The organism is Acinetobacter junii CIP 64.5 (genome assembly GCF_000368765.1).
Classification (GTDB): domain Bacteria; phylum Pseudomonadota; class Gammaproteobacteria; order Pseudomonadales; family Moraxellaceae; genus Acinetobacter; species Acinetobacter junii.
Genome location: NZ_KB849654.1, coordinates 798,043 through 813,865, shown reverse-complemented (window position 1 = coordinate 813,865; position 15,823 = coordinate 798,043). Strand labels below are relative to the sequence as shown.

The window sequence follows — 15,823 nt, the reverse complement described above, 5'->3', positions numbered from 1 at the left end:
TGTGATACTTCTCTCTTTAAAAAGGGAGGAATTAAAAAAATAAAGGGATGAACGATATGAATATTTTAAAACCATTTCTTGGCGCTAGTTTGATTGTTAGTGTGATGGCTTTAACGGCATGTGATCAACCCAAAAAGAATGAACCTGGATCAGCAGACAAGACTGAACAACAAACTACAAATTTAGAAAAAGCAGAAGTTTTACCTTATTTAAATATGAAGGAAGCAAAGGCTGAGTATGCATTGCCTTTTTGTGAAAAGAAGAATTGTATTGATCTCGATATTCAAACGATTAAAACGCAAGATGATTGGCTAAATACATGGATTGCAAAGAATCAAGCCAACGTCATCCAGCAACAAATTGAACAAAATCAGAATTTGACATTGCAGCAGGCGATTAATGCCTATGTTAAAAAGTCAGATGAGTGGCAGGAAAAATATTCTAAAAATAAGACCTATGAATTGCGCATGAATACGCGTATTGCTTCACAACGTAATCAGTATGTACTGTTACAGATTGGTGTAGATACTAAACAAGAAGATATTGCGGTCAAAGATCGTTATTACTTTTTTGTCGCTGATCGTAAGTTGCAGAAGAATTTAACCGTCCTCGATGTGATTCAAAAAAATCAGCAAAATGCGATGAATGAGATCGTTCAAACTCATTATCAAAAATGGATTGAAAAGCAGTCTGACGAAGTTAAAAAACAAATCCCTAAAAAATTATATTGGGGTCAATCAGATTGGTTCTTTGATGGCGAGGGGATTGGTTTGCATTACCGAGCGAATCAAATCAGTAAAGATGCGCCACAACTTGATATTTATTTAACGACAGAACAAAGTAAACAGATGTTACAGCCTGAAATATATCAGCAAATGTTTTAGCAGTTGTTAAATACTCAGCACTGATTTTCGTATAGAAATTGCATGTACTTATGGCGAATTTGGCATAAGTTCGATAGCATTTAAATTCTCTTGTGTCATAACAATGCTTGTAGGTTTTAGATGAAAAAAGTTTTTCAATATAGCATTCTTGCATGTGCTGTTTTACTTGCAGCATGTCAACCAAAATCAGAACCTAAAGAGCCAGAAGATAAGCCACAAGATCCAGTTGTGAATCAGACCTCAGAGCCTGTTCTACGTGGTGAAACGGTAAAACTAGCGGTGACTTTGCCTGAATGTAACGGCAACACATGTCCAGATTTTACGGTTGAACGCCTGCAAAGTAATTTTCCATTTATAGACCAATTACTTGATCAAGAAATTTTAGATCAACTCAGTAAAATGTTAGAAATCGTTGATGCAGATCAGGCTTCATCTACAGCGCAAGGCAGTGAGCAAACCAATCATTTAGATGTTCAAGCTCAGCAATATGCAAATGCTTTTATTAAAATCGATGAAGAATTGAAAGCATTAAGTAGTAGCCATCAAATTAGTTTGATGATTAAACCTAAGATTTTGCAGTCCAAAGGCACATTGGCAACTGTAGTTTTGAACAGTAGTAGTTACTTGGGTGGTGCACATGGTTCTACGGCTCAACGTTACTATAATTTTGATTTGAAAAACCAAAAACAAGTTCAGCTCAATGATTTGCTTTTACCTAAGCAAAAAGCAAAACTTGATAAGCTTGCACATGAAGCGTTTAAAACATGGGTGATTGATTCAAAACTTGCCAATACAGCTGATGAATATGAACAGGCATGGCCATTCCAAGTAACAGACAATTACTTTTTGGGTGAGCAAGGTTTGATCTTGCAATATGGAGAATATGAAATTGGTCCTTATGTGGTCGGGCTGCCACGTTTGGTGATTCCTTTTGATCAATTACAGGGTGTATTGAAACCTGAGTATTTGCCAAAAGTTGAGACGCCAGCGGCTTCTACTGTCGTCGCAACTGACAAAAGTACGTTTTAATGCAACTTTTCGATACTCATACCCATTTTGATGTTGCCGATTTTGATCATGATCGGCAACAACTGGCTATTCAGGCAAAGCAGGTTGGGGTCGAAGCTTTAGTACTGATTGGTTTTGTTGAATCTCGGTTTGATGAACTTATTCAAACTCACCAACAATTAAAAGCGTGGGAAAATGTCCCGCAATCCTATTTAGCTCCAGGCTTACATCCATTTTATATTGAACAGCATCAGTCATCCCATCTACATCGACTCGAACAGGTCTTACAACAATATGACTGTGTTGCAGTCGGGGAAATTGGTTTAGATACTTTTTTAAAAGAACATAAACAACCTGAATTGTTTGCCAAACAACAACACTATTTTAATGCTCAACTAGAGTTGGCAACTTACTATCAAAAACCAGTGTTATTGCATATCCGCAAAGCTCACGCGGAAAGCCTAGCTATTTTAAAAGCACAAAAATTCAAATTTGGTGGTATAGCCCATGCTTTTAGTGGTGGCGTTGAGGAAGCTAAAGCGCTGATCAAACTCGGTTTTAAAATTGGTATAACTGGGCAAATTACTAATCCGAACGCAAAAAAATTACATCAAGTTGTGCAGGTGATAGGTGCTGAACATTTGGTGATTGAAACTGATTGTCCAGATATGACACCGCTATGCTGTCAGACCTCTACAGAACAGCGTACTCGAAACACACCTATGAATTTGCCTTATGTGTTAGAGAGTTTGGCACAAAAGCTTGGACTATCGACAGAAACACTGGCACAACAATTGTGGAAAAACTCTTTGGTCGCTCTACATCTGGATTTTTAGAAGAATAAGAAAGCATTCCCAATAATAAGATAACTAAAAGGGAACATAAGCATTTTAAAACAAGGGTACATTAAATAGACAACTTGATAATAATCAAACTCGCCAATGCTGGGAGGGTAACCTAATGGCCAGATATAGCAAAATCAATAGTTTTAATGCATTAAAAACCTTAACTGTCGCTTCCAAATCTTATCAAATTTTTAGTTTGTCTAATGCCGCTCAAACGCTTGGTAATATCGATAGATTACCGAAATCCCTCAAGGTTTTACTGGAGAATTTATTGCGATTTGAAGATCAAAAAAGTGTAAAAGTGGAGCATATACAAGCTCTAGTAGATTGGCAAAAAACGAAATCTTCAGAGCAAGAAATTCAATATCGTCCAGCGCGTGTACTGATGCAAGATTTTACAGGCGTACCTGCTGTAGTTGACTTAGCCGCGATGCGAGCTGCAATGGCACAAGCAGGCGGTGATCCAAATCGAATTAATCCTTTATCTCCTGTGGATTTGGTAATTGACCACTCCGTGATGGTCGATCATTTTGCAGATGAAAATGCCTTTGCGGAAAATGTTGAAATCGAGATGCAGCGTAACGGTGAGCGTTATCAATTCCTCCGTTGGGGGCAATCTGCATTTAACAATTTCAGCGTCGTCCCACCAGGTACAGGTATCTGTCACCAAGTCAATTTGGAGTATTTGGCTCAAGCGGTTTGGTTAGGTGACGATGAAGGTGAGATATTTGCCTTTCCTGATACATTGGTTGGAACAGACTCTCATACCACGATGATTAATGGCTTAGGTGTTTTGGGATGGGGTGTTGGTGGTATTGAAGCTGAAGCTGCAATGTTAGGACAACCTGTGTCGATGTTAATTCCAGAAGTGATTGGATTTAAATTGACTGGCAAGCTAAATGAAGGAATCACTGCTACAGATTTAGTGCTGACCATTACTCAAATGTTGCGTCAAAAGGGCGTCGTAGGGAAGTTTGTTGAGTTTTATGGAGATGGTCTAGCTGATTTACCTTTAGCTGACCGAGCGACGATTGCCAATATGGCACCTGAATATGGTGCAACTTGTGGTTTCTTTCCAGTAGACGAGGTCACACTCGGATATTTGGCACTGACAGGTCGTCAACAAGATCGTATTGACTTGGTTGAAGCTTATAGCAAAGAACAAGGTTTATGGAGAAATGCAGGTGATGAACCGATTTTTACAGATACATTGAGTCTCGATATGAGTACGGTGCAAGCGAGTTTGGCGGGTCCTAAACGACCTCAAGATCGAGTTTTACTTTCAGATGTTCCAAAAACCTTTAATGCGCTGATGGAACTCACGTTAAAGCCTGCTAAAGAAGCGAAAGAAAACTTAGAAAATGAAGGTGGTGGTGGAACTGCGGTTGCCGCTAAACAAGCCAATCTCCCTCATGACAGTCCAACTTGTACATTGGAAGGTCAAAGCTTTCAGTTAAATCATGGTGATGTCGTGATTTCTGCAATTACTTCTTGTACCAATACATCCAATCCAAGCGTGATGCTTGCCGCAGGTTTATTAGCAAAGAAAGCTGTAGAAAAAGGCTTACAGCGTAAACCATGGGTAAAAAGCTCACTTGCACCCGGTTCTAAAGTTGTCACAGATTACTTAGCTGCGGCTGGTTTAACGCCGTACTTGGATCAGCTTGGCTATAATCTAGTGGGTTATGGCTGTACCACATGTATTGGGAACTCTGGGCCACTGCCTGAAGCTGTTGAGGAGGCCATTCAATGTCAGGATTTAAATGTCGCTTCTGTACTTTCTGGTAATCGAAATTTTGAAGGGCGGGTACATCCTTTAGTCAAAACCAATTGGCTTGCATCACCACCTTTGGTTGTTGCTTATGGTTTAGCAGGAAATATCCGTACTGATCTCACCACTCAACCGATTGGGCAAGGTAACAATGGCGAAGATATTTACTTAAAAGACATTTGGCCAAGTCAGGCAGAAATTGATCAGGTGCTGCAAAAAGTAAACACTGACATGTTCCATAAAGAATATGCGGCGGTATTTGATGGAGATGAAACATGGCAGGCGATTCAAATTCCACAAAGTCAAACCTATGCATGGCAAAGTGACTCGACTTATATTCGCCATCCACCATTCTTCGAAACGATTAGCCAAGCTCCACCAAAAATTACCAATATTGAGCAAGCACGGATTTTGGCTGTACTTGGCGATTCGGTGACGACTGATCACATATCACCAGCGGGGAATATTAAAAAAGACAGTCCAGCTGGACGCTATTTGCAAGAGCAGGGCGTAGATGCAAAAGACTTTAACTCTTATGGTTCACGACGCGGTAATCATGAAGTGATGATGCGAGGTACGTTTGCCAATATCCGTATCAAAAATGAAATGCTCGGTGGTGAGGAAGGAGGAAATACGATTTATATCCCAAGCAATGAGAAATTGGCAATTTATGATGCATCGATGCGTTATCAGCAGGATAAAACGCCATTAGTGATTATTGCAGGTAAAGAGTACGGTACAGGTTCATCTCGTGATTGGGCTGCAAAAGGAACTAATCTTCTTGGGATTAAAGCGGTGATAGCCGAAAGTTTTGAGCGTATCCATCGTTCGAATTTAGTTGGTATGGGGGTGTTGCCGTTACAGTTTGTTGATGGGCAGACTCGTCAAACTCTACATCTAACAGGACGTGAAGTAATTTCTATTCATGGTTTATCTGATGATATTCAACCCCATCAAACTTTAGATGTGAGTGTGATGCGCGAAGATGGTAGCCAAGACCAATTTAAAGTGTTATGTCGTATTGATACCTTAAATGAAGTGGAGTATTTCAAAGCAGGTGGTATTTTGCATTACGTGCTTCGAAATTTAATTGCTGCTTAATTTCAAATGGATTATGAATCAATAAAAAGATGAAAATTAGATTTTCATCTTTTTATTTGAGTTTAAATGTTTTAGCAGTATGGTATTTGAGTTAAATCTCATGGAACGATAGCGTTGAATCAGTTACCTAAATATGTGTATTACCTACTCATTGCACAAGCATTCAATCTAATTGCCGCAGTATTGTCGGTTACGGTTTCTGCTATCGTCGGTTTAAAGCTTGCACCTACGCAGGCTTTAGCGACAGTTCCATATGGTTTGCAATTTTTGGCGATGCTATTAACAACCTTTATTTTTTCATTTCTGATGAAACGATGGGGGCGCCATGTAGTATTTCAGTTTGGTGTACTCTGCTTATTTGCCGCTGGTTTTTTGGGATATCAAGCCTTATTAAAACAAGATTTTTGGCTGCTGTGTCTTACACATTTTTCGCTTGGGCTTTTTCTATCTACAGCGAGTTTTTATCGTTTTGCAGCATCTGATCGTTTGTCATCTGAATTAATCCCCAAAGCGACTGCATTGGTGATTTCAGGTGGTGTAGTGGCAGCTGTAATCGCACCTGTATTAGCCATTCAATTTCAGAAAGTGAAGGGATTGCCAGATTTCACAGCAATTTATTTGATCTTCTGCGGATTGGCTTTGTTGTTATCGCCGATTTTGTATATATGGCATTCAAAACACAAATTACAACAAACTCCACAGCCAAAGGTTGAATCGCTGAATCGAGTAAAAATGTCAAAGCATCTGGTTGTTGCTGCGATTATTAGTGGAGCACTTGCATACTATATTATGAATGTGATGATGATTATGTCGTCTTTGCATTTAAAAGAGCATCACTCTTTTCATTACGCATCAATTTCAATTCAGTTGCATGTTTTGGCAATGTTTGTCCCATCATTCTTTGTGTCAAAGCTAATTCAACGTTGGGGAACCCATACGATTATTTATACGGGTTTTATTTTATTAATGTTGTCTGCATTTATACCGATGATGGGACAAGCAGGTATCTTTATTAATATCGCTTTGATTGTTTTAGGTGTGGGATGGAACTTTGCTTATTCTGGTGCTTCGACATTATTGGCTGGATTGGAAGAACAACAAAAGCATCGTGTTCAAGGAATCAATGAAACGGTGATTGCATTATTCGCCACTTTAGGTGCTTTTTTACCTGCACCAATCCTCACTAGTCTGGGATGGAATAATGCAAATTTATTGGCGCTTTCACTCACCTTTGTTGTGCTTTTAGTCTTGATTGGTTTGAGTCGTCGACAGCATGCACAAGTATCATCAATGTAGCCTAAATTTGGATAAACACGCTAAAATAGCTGCTTAACTCTTAGCTGTAGAATTTTTACGATGACTGATCTCCAAAATGATGAATATGACCGCCGTTTCGCTGGTGTGGCTAAAATTTATGGAGAAAGTTCATTTAGTCATTATGAAACTAGTCATATCATGGTGATTGGTATAGGTGGTGTAGGCAGTTGGGCAGTGGAAGCTCTCGCTCGTTCAGGAATTGGTGAGCTAACTTTAGTGGATATGGATGTCGTTGCTGCATCAAATATCAATCGTCAATTGCCTGCGATGACTTCTACTTTAGGACAAGAAAAAATTGAAGTCATGGCAGAGCGTTGCAGACAGATCAATCCACGTATTAAAGTGAATGTAATTGATGACTATTTGACACCTGAGAATGTCAAAGAAGTTCTAGATCCCGTTCCTGATATCATTTTAGATTGTATTGATGATGTCAAAGCCAAGCTGGCGTTAATGCTACATTGTCGTTTTAACAAGATTCCGTTAATCGTGTCTGGTGGAGCTGGTGGTAAGCTTGATCCACTTAAAATACGCGTTGCAGACTTATCGAAAACAGAACAAGATCCAATGCTTGCTAAGTTACGTGCTCAACTTCGTTCAAAAGGTATTTGCAAAAAGCCAAAAGAAAAATTTGGAATAACTTGCGTCTATTCTATTGACAATCCGTTTTCAAGTGCTGATGTCTGTCCTACGTCACTCGGGCAGAGCCCTCATCTTGCGCCTGGACAAAGCGGTGCTTTGTTTAATCCAGGCTCAGGACTGCGCTGTGGCGGTTATGGTTCGGCGGTTGTAGTAACATCGAGTTTTGCAATGGTTGCTGTGGCTGAAGTACTGAAAAAACTCGATAAGACGAGGGCTTAGGAAAGCCCTAAAATTTAAACTTGCGGGTATTGCGGTGCTAAACGGTAATAGCTATAAGTCACGTTAGGGTCTTTATAAACATCATAACTGGTTTGCTTGAAGTCTGAGACCCATTGTGAACCTGTAAAGCCTGCAATATGTCCATAACGATGTTTTTTAGTGCGATGGATAATATAGATATCGCCAGGTTGCGGGTTGTTAAACTCTGGTTTGATTTTTTGATAGCCAATTTGTTGAAGAGTACGTCCCCAATCCGATGCTGCTACAGGATGCTGAACAATTTTAGCTCCTGCGGATTGCAATGCAATTCTAACGAATTTAGCACATTGAGATGAACTTCGATAAGATGCTCGTTTGGTGAGCTTTTGAGAAAATTTGTCGACATCAATTGTGTGTATTAATGCTGGTTTTGGCATTTCTCGATAAGGGATGACCAACTGTTGTGCAGGTGGGTGCATCATGCTGTGGTCAACTGAGGGAACATCATAAATCATTGTAAATCTCTACCGCATTTTCAAAACAACTGAACGTGTGCCAGAATCTGTACGCGGCACATAGTAAGCGATAAATCTCAAAAAGACTAAAATGTAATGTAATAATATAACAATTTAAGCTGTTGATAATGAACTTACGAAAAAAACTTAATGAAGATTTTCTTAATTTTAAGTGGTTTATAAAAGCGAAAATTTAAATTTTAATATTTGTAAAATGATGTTTCTTAATGTGATGAAGTTGGCGTTTTTTGAGCATCAATCAAACTTGATGCTCTCGAAGATAATCTTCAGTCCTTTGCATTGCTGCTTGAATATTTTGAATCGCATTTTCGATATCAGTTATGGTCTTTGCATTACCACCACTGAGAGATTGGCGCCACTTACGCGCACCAGGAAGATTTTGAAATAATCCTAAAATATGGCGAGTGATAATAGAAAGTGGAGCACCTTCAGCAACACGTTGATGAATATAAGGCATCATTTGTTGCATGATGTCAAAACGATCGGGTGCATCCAAATTCCAAAGTTGTCCCAACTCAGCCAGTAAATAAGGGTTGTGATATGCCTCGCGACCAATCATTACACCATCAACATGTTGTAAGTGTTGTTTGGTTTCTTCAAAAGTTTTGATGCCACCATTGATTTCAATAGTGAGGTGCGGGCGTTCTAGCTTGAGACGATACACGTCCTCGTAACGCAGAGGCGGAACTTCACGATTTTCTTTGGGTGACAAACCTTGCAAGATCGCAATGCGTGCATGCACGATAAAATGTGTACATCCTGTAGCTGCTACAGTATCGACGAAGTGCAGCATTTCTTCATAAGACTGCATATCATCAATTCCAATACGATGTTTTACCGTGACAGGAATTGAGACGGCTTTTTGCATACTGTGAATGCATTCTGCAACTAGATTTGGTTCTGCCATTAGACAGGCACCAATTTTATTATTTTGAACACGATCACTCGGACAGCCGACATTTAGATTGACTTCGTTATATCCCCAATCTTCAGCCATTTTAGTGCAAGTTGCTAGCTCCTGTGGATTTGAACCACCCAGCTGTAACACGATTGGGTGTTCTTGCTGATTAAAATCCAAATGACGATTTGCACCGCCATAAATAATTGCACCTGTAGTCACCATCTCAGTGTAAAGCACTACATTTGGATTAAATAAACGAGCAAAGAAACGATAATCTTTTGTTGTCCAATCCATCATCGGGGCAACACTGATTCTCGGAGATTGAGTGTTTTCAATGTTTTTGTTAATAGTCATTAAAAATCATACCTTTAATCTATATTCTGCAACCTGCGAGAATCTGTTTGAACCTGTGTTTAGGTGGGTGAATCCGTTTGCATTTACACCAAATTTTACACCATAATAGGAAAAATAGCTTTTGGTGTAAATTATGGGGTCAATTACAGCAAGGAAAGGTGCAGATGGTAAAGTTAACTATCGTGCTGCGATTCGAATCACTCGAAAGGGCTTTCCTGCTTTTTCTGAAAGTAAAACATTTCACTCAAAGAAATTAGCTGAAAACTGGATTAAGAAACGAGAAGTCGAAATTCAAGAAAATCCTGATATTTTGCTTGGCAAAGAAAAGTTGATTGATCTGACCTTATCAGATGCCATAGATAAATATTTGGATGAAGTCGGGAGCGAGTACGGAAGGACGAAACGCTATTCTCTGCTCTTAATTAAGAAGCTACCAATTGCGCGCAATATTATCACAAAAATAAAATCAGTACATTTGGCCGAGCATGTGGCTTTAAGGAAGGGGGGAGTTTCGTACCTCGATCTTGAACCTATTGCGACTAGTACACTGCAACATGAGCTTTTACATATCAGAGGTGTTCTTTCTCATGCTGCTGTTATGTGGGAAGTGGATATTGATTTAAATAGCTTTGATAAGGCTACTGCTCAGCTAAGAAAAACACGTCAAATATCCTCCAGTCAAAAAAGAGACCGACTGCCTTCAAGAGATGAATTGATTGCATTGACGAAGTATTTTGCAGAACGATGGAAGCTTAATCGTTATGGCTCTAAATACCCAATGCATTTGATTATGTGGTTTGCAATTTTCTCATGCAGACGTGAAGCTGAATTAACACGATTGTATCTTCGAGATTATGACCCACATCATTCAACGTGGAAAGTGCATGATTTAAAGAATCCTAATGGTTCTAAAGGTAATCATAAGTCATTTGATGTACTTGATCCTTGTAAGGTGCTGATCAAAAGACTGAAACATTCAGAAGTTCGAGAACGGATGCTAAAGCTTGGACATAATGAAAATTTGTTATTGCCTTTGAATCCCAAAAGTTTGGGTAAAGAGTTTAGAGAAGCTTGTAAAATTTTGGGGATTGAAGATTTACGATTTCATGACTTGAGACATGAAGGCTGTACTCGATTAGCTGAACAGAGTTTTACTATTCCTGAAATTCAGAAAGTAAGTTTGCACGATTCTTGGGGGAGTTTACAGCGTTATGTATCAGTGAAAGCGAGAAGAAATATATTACAGTTGGAGGAGGTGCTACGCCTCATCGATGAAACGTAGCAAAATCTTTGGATGCCTCTGAATATTGCTTATCCAAGACAGCAGCAAGATCCTTAATGTGTACCAAAAATGGAGCACGTTTACTTTTATCTATTTTGAATACTGAGAAAGGGAATTGTTGATTATTCGCTTTTCTCAGTGCTTCGGCTTTGCTGAGGTGGGGATAATAGTCAGAAACTACTGTCATTAGTTCAACGGTCATAGAACGATACTTTATAAAAAGTAGTTCGGTAGTATTAATTTGAAAGCAACTCATGAAGTGGGTATTCCATACATAAAACTTTTTTAATTTGAATGGGTCACCTTTGAAGTAAGGCTGACCATCCCTATGTCTTAATCTTATTTTTTTGATGTAGGTCTTTATGTAATACTAATAATTAGAAATAATATTTTACTAGAGTTGTGGTATAACATATTGAAAACTATTACTTAGATTCAAAAATGAAAAATTGCACACTTCTTGATTTTGAGCAATTGAAGGACGAAATTCTGAATTGCTTTTTGGATCATGCTGGACGTTTTTTAAGAGAACATAAAATAATAAGCGATCCTGACCCAAAGACTGAGTTTGAAGCGTCAGAACGCAAATTGTTGGTTGAACTGATGGTAGAGCATAGCCAAATGCAGTTCTTTGGTGAAACGTATTCGGTACAGGACTTGCTGAATTTGCTTGGTCAAATTAATACGGTAATAGAGGGGATTCGTGGTTATAGGCAGCAGCAGATTAATGAGAAATATTCTGAAATATTAAATAAATATATTGAGTTGGTTGTTGATGAAGGCGGGAGAGTCTACACCTATAACCCGAGTTTGAAGCGTAGAATCAATGGGATTTTGAATATAAGAAAACGATATGTGCCGCTGTTGCATAAAAAGCTTGAAATATTCTATTCAGAATTAACTGGTTATGCTCAAAAAAATGGCAGATTTAAAAATGCTTCGCAGGCAGTACAACTGATTTTACCCACGCTACAAATCAAGTTTAGAGAGTTTGATTTGCAATGGGTTCAATGCAGATTAGAGACAAATAAACAGAAAATTTTAGATTTAACAGAAGCCAGAAAAAATAACGAAAATAAAGAAACCTGTGAAGATGATGATTTTGGTGTGTCATTTAAAATTCAGGATAGAACCTATCTAAACCAGATCAGGGAATTACAGAATGAAAATAAAAAATGGGAACAGTTTCTACAGCATCCAGAGCGGTATTTTACACAGCAAAAGCAACTCCCATTTAATACAGCATATTGCGATGAAGTGCTGGTCAATCACTTAAGGCGTCGTGCTGATTTATTGAAAGAGATTATCCAAGTTTCATTATGAGTATTATTGAGGTGATGAGGGGGCTCGTTCTTAGGCAGCAAGTGTATGAGGTGTACTATTGCTGCTTGCTCCTAGAAATGAGTAACTGTTAGCGTAAGCGTCCGCTGAATCCCATACCAATTTTTAATTCAATTTAGGTTTCCAGCAGTGTGGCAGTAACTCTTCAATCTGGGTCACTTTATGTGTCGGTAACCTTTTCAGCACATCACTTAAATAGGCATACGCATCCAGCCCATTCAGCTTTGCTGACTGGATTAACGTCATGATGTTTGCCGCTCGCTGACCACTGCGCAGCGAACCTGCAAACAGCCAGTTCTTGCGCCCCAACGCCCAGGGACACATCTGATTCTCGACCCAATTATTGCAAATAGGTAGATTGCCATCATCCAGATAGCGGCTTAAAGCTGGCCAACGCTTCAGAGTGTAATTGATGGCCTTGGCGGTTGGAGAACTCGATGGCACCGTCAGATAATGTTGGTTGAGCCATTCATACAGTTGTTGCATCACCGGTTGGCTGTGCTGTTGTCGGTATTCGCGGCGGTGTTCTGCTGTACTATCGGTCTTTTTCCTGAGTTCTGCTTCTATCGCATACAGTTTCTGAATCAGCACTAAGGCCTGTTCAGCGATCTGACTTTTCCCAGTCACATGTAGCTCATGGAATTTACGACGTGCATGCGCCATGCAGCCCACCTCAATGACATCGCCTGATTTAAAGCGTGCTTTATAACCACTGTAATCATCACAGACCAGATGGCCCTGCCAGTCTTTCAGGAACGCTTCAGCATGCTGACCTGAACGACTATCCTGAAAGTCATAGATCACGGCTTGAACTGGATTGTACTGTGTAGTGGCATAGGCCCAGACATAACCTTTCTTCGGTTTTTTATCATTCTCACCCATCCGCATGATGGTGACTGGTGTTTCATCGGCATGCAGCACCCGCTGTTGCAGCACCACCTCTTTTAAAGCATTGGCCAGAGGTTCCAGTTCTACACCGCAGCGACCTATCCAGTCGGACAGGGTTGATCTGGATAGATCAATTCCTGCGCGTAGAAAGATTTGACGTTGACGGTACAGCGGCAAATGATCAGCGTATTTCGAGACCAGCACATGGCTCAGTAGTTCAGGACTGGCAATACCTTTATCAATCACATAGGCGGGCATCGCTTGCTGAGTCAGGGTGTCGCACTGATCACAGACCCATTTGCCACGAACATGCTGTTCCTTATAGAACTGTGCCGGTCTGAAATTCAGTTTTTCACTGATATCTTCGCCGATACGACGGAGTTGGCAGCCACAAGCACATTGGGTTGATGTTGGTTCATGCTCAATACGAATGGTGTGTAGATGATCCGGCAGCAGTCGACGTTTAGGTTTGTTGACTGTGGCTTTCTCTGTCGCTGCATCGGTTTTATCTGCATTCAGCCGCTCCAGTTCCAAATCAACTGCTGCGATATCCTCTTCAACCGCTTCGTCCCACAGATGGATTTGTTTTGCGGTGAGATGTTCGTTTTTACTGCCAAATTTGTGCTGTTTAAATAGTGCGAGCTCATGCTCGTATTTTTGCGTGAGAATGGAAAGATGTTGAACTTTGGCATCCAATTGCTGGTTTGATTTTTCTAATTCTTGATTTGATTGTGCCAGAGACTGATGCTGCATTGCCAACTGTCTGGTAAATTCCAGCAGTTGTTCATGGGTCAGTTGGCTTAAGTCTGGCAGCGTATTCATGACCGCAGTATGCCTGAGGTCATGACGCAGAGGAAATAGAACGTTTGGAGAATAGCAGAATGGACCAGTTTAGAGCATCGTCACCACCTGCTGTCGTCCAATGCGCTGCCAAGGTAAACCCTGGATCAGTGCCTGTAACTGTTCCGGACTGATCGCCATGCTTTCACCCTGGTGAACCTGCGCCCAGTGGAATTTTCCCTGTTCCAGCCGCCGGGCACACAGCCAGATGCCCAGTCCATCATGTACCAGCACTTTCATGCGATGGCCACGTTTATTACAGAACAGGTAAGCACAATGCGGTTTAATGTAGCCAAAGGCTCTCACCACCTGAGCCATGGTCGTATCCATACCTGCACGCATATCCAGAGGTTGGGTAGAAAGCCAGATTTCATCAATGCGGATCATGTTGCAAGTGCCTTGAGTAATTCTGCCAAGGCAGGTATTTCTGATGTCTGCCATTTTAGCTGAATATCATTATTCGTATGAGGCACGGTGATACACAACGTGATCCTCTCATCAATAGGTTGGCTGATTGCAGCAGTGTAAGGCAAAGCAATAAATGCTGGATTCACATGAGTAGGATCCTGCACGGCACCCTCATGATGGCTGAAGATCCTGATCCAACGACTGACAAGGTTGGCATTAATACTATGTTGCAGTGCGACCGAAGCGATCGAGGTATTAGGATTTTTGCAGGCATTGACAATACTGAGTTTGAATTCTTTGCTGTATGTTCTGCGTTTTTTAGCAACAGGAGGTGTTGTTGAATATATATCCATGTTCATGGATTAAGTCCCCACTTGTTTTTAGGTGGGAACTAAATTAAGGCTTATAGGATCGCTTGGTAAGGCTGTGTTAGCCGGATGCTTACCTGTTAGCTCAGGTTTGAGCTGGTATAACTTCATCGTCATTTTGTACGGTACTGCCATATTGATGATGCTGATCAAATCCTAAAGCATAATTGGTATTTGGTTGATTTTTGATTGTTAAAAATTGCTTTTGTTTTGCGCATTCGTTTCTCAATTGAGTTTCAATTTCGCTAAGTGCTTCGGGTGCAAGAGTTTGGTTAATGCTTTGTTGATCTGCTTCGTTAATCTCGCCTAAAAAAGCTTTAATTTTCTCTAATTCAATGGTTTGATTTGTAGCCAATTGAATTAGGTATTCCTCAAACTCTTTTGCAGATTTGCTCATGTTTTCGTGGATGATATTTTTTTGGTGCACGAGCTCTTTTTCGAGTTGTGTAATTTTTTCATCCTTTAATTTCAATTCTTGCTTTAAATTAGAATCATGATTTAAATTTTGCTCTTTTTTGAGTCTTGATATTATTTTATCTTTTTCACTTAATTTAAAATTATGTGCATCAATTAAAAATTCTAAGCAGTTATCTAGACTTTTAAACTTACAATTTTTTTTAATTTTCTCAAGTTGTTTTAATGTATTTTCGTCCATTGTGATTTGTTTGGTGATACGGTTGGCTTTCTTTTTCTCAGAGTGGTATTTAAATAAAAGGAATTTCTTTTTTAAAAGTGCAAAATGTTCATTATTAGTATTAATAATAAAATTTGTTGTCTCACATATGAGAGGGTTTGTAAATATTTCGTTTATGTGGGATGGCCTAGCCAGATTTTCTAGAGAATCTGATATTAAATTCTCATTTGATCTAGGTTGGGGGTGATTTGTAGATGTGTAAACAATCTTTTGGCCAGGTTTATCAAGCCTAGTTAATAGACTTTCCTTCATGTAGCTCTCTTGATCCAAGAAATTTTTTTTTAAGTCCGTATCAGTCGATAACCATTTATCTAAGGTTAAATGTGGTCGTGCCATTTTACAATTCATAAATATTTACTTAACATTTATATATCAGTAATTAAATATTAAGTAAATATTAATTATGCATTAACTGTTAAAAAAACAAATTTCAATTATCATTTCA

At 39.5% G+C, this 15,823-nt stretch carries 15 protein-coding genes; 8 read left to right on the top strand and 7 right to left on the bottom strand.

Annotated features, from left to right (window positions below):
• Positions 1 to 56 precede the first annotated feature (56 nt).
• From F948_RS05445 to F948_RS05420, 6 genes are all read left to right on the top strand, one after another.
• Positions 57 to 884 (top strand): hypothetical protein, encoded by an 828-nt coding sequence (locus F948_RS05445; protein WP_004960887.1) that lies wholly within the window; start codon positions 57 to 59, stop codon positions 882 to 884.
• A gap of 120 nt (positions 885 to 1,004) precedes the next feature.
• Positions 1,005 to 1,913: an RsiV family protein gene (locus tag F948_RS05440; protein WP_004960886.1), complete on the top strand. Its 909-nt coding sequence runs from the start codon at positions 1,005 to 1,007 to the stop codon at positions 1,911 to 1,913.
• The gene (locus F948_RS05435; RefSeq protein ID WP_004960884.1) at positions 1,913 to 2,728 is read left to right on the top strand and encodes a TatD family hydrolase; all 816 of its coding nucleotides are present in this window, start codon (positions 1,913 to 1,915) and stop codon (positions 2,726 to 2,728) included. The genes F948_RS05440 and F948_RS05435 overlap by 1 nt, the downstream gene beginning before the upstream one ends.
• A gap of 124 nt (positions 2,729 to 2,852) precedes the next feature.
• Positions 2,853 to 5,609 carry an aconitate hydratase AcnA gene (gene acnA / locus F948_RS05430; protein WP_004960879.1) on the top strand — a complete coding sequence of 919 codons (2,757 nt, stop codon included), beginning with the start codon at positions 2,853 to 2,855 and terminating at the stop codon, positions 5,607 to 5,609.
• A gap of 108 nt (positions 5,610 to 5,717) precedes the next feature.
• Positions 5,718 to 6,905, top strand: a complete 1,188-nt coding sequence (locus tag F948_RS05425) for an MFS transporter (protein WP_171057526.1) — start codon at positions 5,718 to 5,720, stop codon at positions 6,903 to 6,905.
• Between the two features lie 60 nt (positions 6,906 to 6,965).
• The gene (locus F948_RS05420; protein WP_004960873.1) at positions 6,966 to 7,787 is read left to right on the top strand and encodes a tRNA threonylcarbamoyladenosine dehydratase; all 822 of its coding nucleotides are present in this window, start codon (positions 6,966 to 6,968) and stop codon (positions 7,785 to 7,787) included.
• A gap of 14 nt (positions 7,788 to 7,801) precedes the next feature.
• On the opposite strand, the gene F948_RS05415 is transcribed toward F948_RS05420, so the two are convergent.
• Complete coding sequence (locus tag F948_RS05415; protein ID WP_004960871.1) at positions 7,802 to 8,281, bottom strand: CHAP domain-containing protein; 480 nt, start codon at positions 8,279 to 8,281, stop codon at positions 7,802 to 7,804.
• Between the two features lie 259 nt (positions 8,282 to 8,540).
• Positions 8,541 to 9,557: a tRNA dihydrouridine(20/20a) synthase DusA gene (gene dusA, locus F948_RS05410; RefSeq protein ID WP_004960869.1), complete on the bottom strand. Its 1,017-nt coding sequence runs from the start codon at positions 9,555 to 9,557 to the stop codon at positions 8,541 to 8,543.
• 133 nt (positions 9,558 to 9,690) lie between these two features.
• On the opposite strand from dusA, the gene F948_RS05405 reads away from it, so the two are divergent.
• Positions 9,691 to 10,839 (top strand): tyrosine-type recombinase/integrase, encoded by a 1,149-nt coding sequence (locus F948_RS05405; protein ID WP_004960866.1) that lies wholly within the window; start codon positions 9,691 to 9,693, stop codon positions 10,837 to 10,839.
• Here the strand turns inward: F948_RS05405 and F948_RS05400 are convergent.
• Complete coding sequence (locus F948_RS05400; RefSeq protein ID WP_004692381.1) at positions 10,823 to 11,095, bottom strand: pyocin activator PrtN family protein; 273 nt, start codon at positions 11,093 to 11,095, stop codon at positions 10,823 to 10,825. The two genes, F948_RS05405 and F948_RS05400, sit on opposite strands and share 17 nt — an antisense overlap.
• Positions 11,096 to 11,280: 185 nt before the next feature.
• Here F948_RS05400 and F948_RS05395 point away from each other — a divergent pair, with 185 nt between their 5' ends.
• A complete protein-coding gene (locus F948_RS05395) occupies positions 11,281 to 12,162 on the top strand; it encodes a hypothetical protein (RefSeq protein WP_002124898.1) in 882 nt (293 codons plus the stop codon).
• A gap of 123 nt (positions 12,163 to 12,285) precedes the next feature.
• On the opposite strand, the gene tnpC is transcribed toward F948_RS05395, so the two are convergent.
• The 4 genes from tnpC to F948_RS05375 form a co-directional block, all read right to left on the bottom strand.
• A complete protein-coding gene (tnpC, locus tag F948_RS05390) occupies positions 12,286 to 13,890 on the bottom strand; it encodes an IS66 family transposase (RefSeq protein ID WP_004960861.1) in 1,605 nt (534 codons plus the stop codon).
• Between the two features lie 69 nt (positions 13,891 to 13,959).
• Positions 13,960 to 14,295 carry an IS66 family insertion sequence element accessory protein TnpB gene (gene tnpB / locus F948_RS05385; RefSeq protein WP_004960858.1) on the bottom strand — a complete coding sequence of 112 codons (336 nt, stop codon included), beginning with the start codon at positions 14,293 to 14,295 and terminating at the stop codon, positions 13,960 to 13,962.
• The gene (locus tag F948_RS05380) at positions 14,292 to 14,675 is read right to left on the bottom strand and encodes a transposase (protein WP_004960853.1); all 384 of its coding nucleotides are present in this window, start codon (positions 14,673 to 14,675) and stop codon (positions 14,292 to 14,294) included. The genes tnpB and F948_RS05380 overlap by 4 nt, the downstream gene beginning before the upstream one ends.
• A gap of 94 nt (positions 14,676 to 14,769) precedes the next feature.
• Complete coding sequence (locus F948_RS05375) at positions 14,770 to 15,714, bottom strand: hypothetical protein (RefSeq protein WP_002124895.1); 945 nt, start codon at positions 15,712 to 15,714, stop codon at positions 14,770 to 14,772.
• Positions 15,715 to 15,823 lie beyond the last annotated feature (109 nt).

What these genes read in the sequence shown, in the direction of transcription:
- F948_RS05445 (WP_004960887.1), top strand. Translation starts at nt 57, where the DNA reads ATGAATATTTTAAAACCATTTCTTGGCGCTAGTTTGATTGTTAGTGTG.
- F948_RS05440 (WP_004960886.1), top strand. Translation starts at nt 1,005, where the DNA reads ATGAAAAAAGTTTTTCAATATAGCATTCTTGCATGTGCTGTTTTACTT.
- F948_RS05435 (WP_004960884.1), top strand. Translation starts at nt 1,913, where the DNA reads ATGCAACTTTTCGATACTCATACCCATTTTGATGTTGCCGATTTTGAT.
- acnA (WP_004960879.1), top strand. Translation starts at nt 2,853, where the DNA reads ATGGCCAGATATAGCAAAATCAATAGTTTTAATGCATTAAAAACCTTA.
- F948_RS05420 (WP_004960873.1), top strand. Translation starts at nt 6,966, where the DNA reads ATGACTGATCTCCAAAATGATGAATATGACCGCCGTTTCGCTGGTGTG.
- F948_RS05415 (WP_004960871.1), bottom strand. Translation starts at nt 8,281, where the DNA reads ATGATTTATGATGTTCCCTCAGTTGACCACAGCATGATGCACCCACCT.
- dusA (WP_004960869.1), bottom strand. Translation starts at nt 9,557, where the DNA reads ATGACTATTAACAAAAACATTGAAAACACTCAATCTCCGAGAATCAGT.
- F948_RS05405 (WP_004960866.1), top strand. Translation starts at nt 9,691, where the DNA reads ATGGGGTCAATTACAGCAAGGAAAGGTGCAGATGGTAAAGTTAACTAT.
- F948_RS05400 (WP_004692381.1), bottom strand. Translation starts at nt 11,095, where the DNA reads ATGAGTTGCTTTCAAATTAATACTACCGAACTACTTTTTATAAAGTAT.
- F948_RS05395 (WP_002124898.1), top strand. Translation starts at nt 11,281, where the DNA reads ATGAAAAATTGCACACTTCTTGATTTTGAGCAATTGAAGGACGAAATT.
- tnpC (WP_004960861.1), bottom strand. Translation starts at nt 13,890, where the DNA reads ATGAATACGCTGCCAGACTTAAGCCAACTGACCCATGAACAACTGCTG.
- tnpB (WP_004960858.1), bottom strand. Translation starts at nt 14,295, where the DNA reads ATGATCCGCATTGATGAAATCTGGCTTTCTACCCAACCTCTGGATATG.
- F948_RS05380 (WP_004960853.1), bottom strand. Translation starts at nt 14,675, where the DNA reads ATGAACATGGATATATATTCAACAACACCTCCTGTTGCTAAAAAACGC.
- F948_RS05375 (WP_002124895.1), bottom strand. Translation starts at nt 15,714, where the DNA reads ATGGCACGACCACATTTAACCTTAGATAAATGGTTATCGACTGATACG.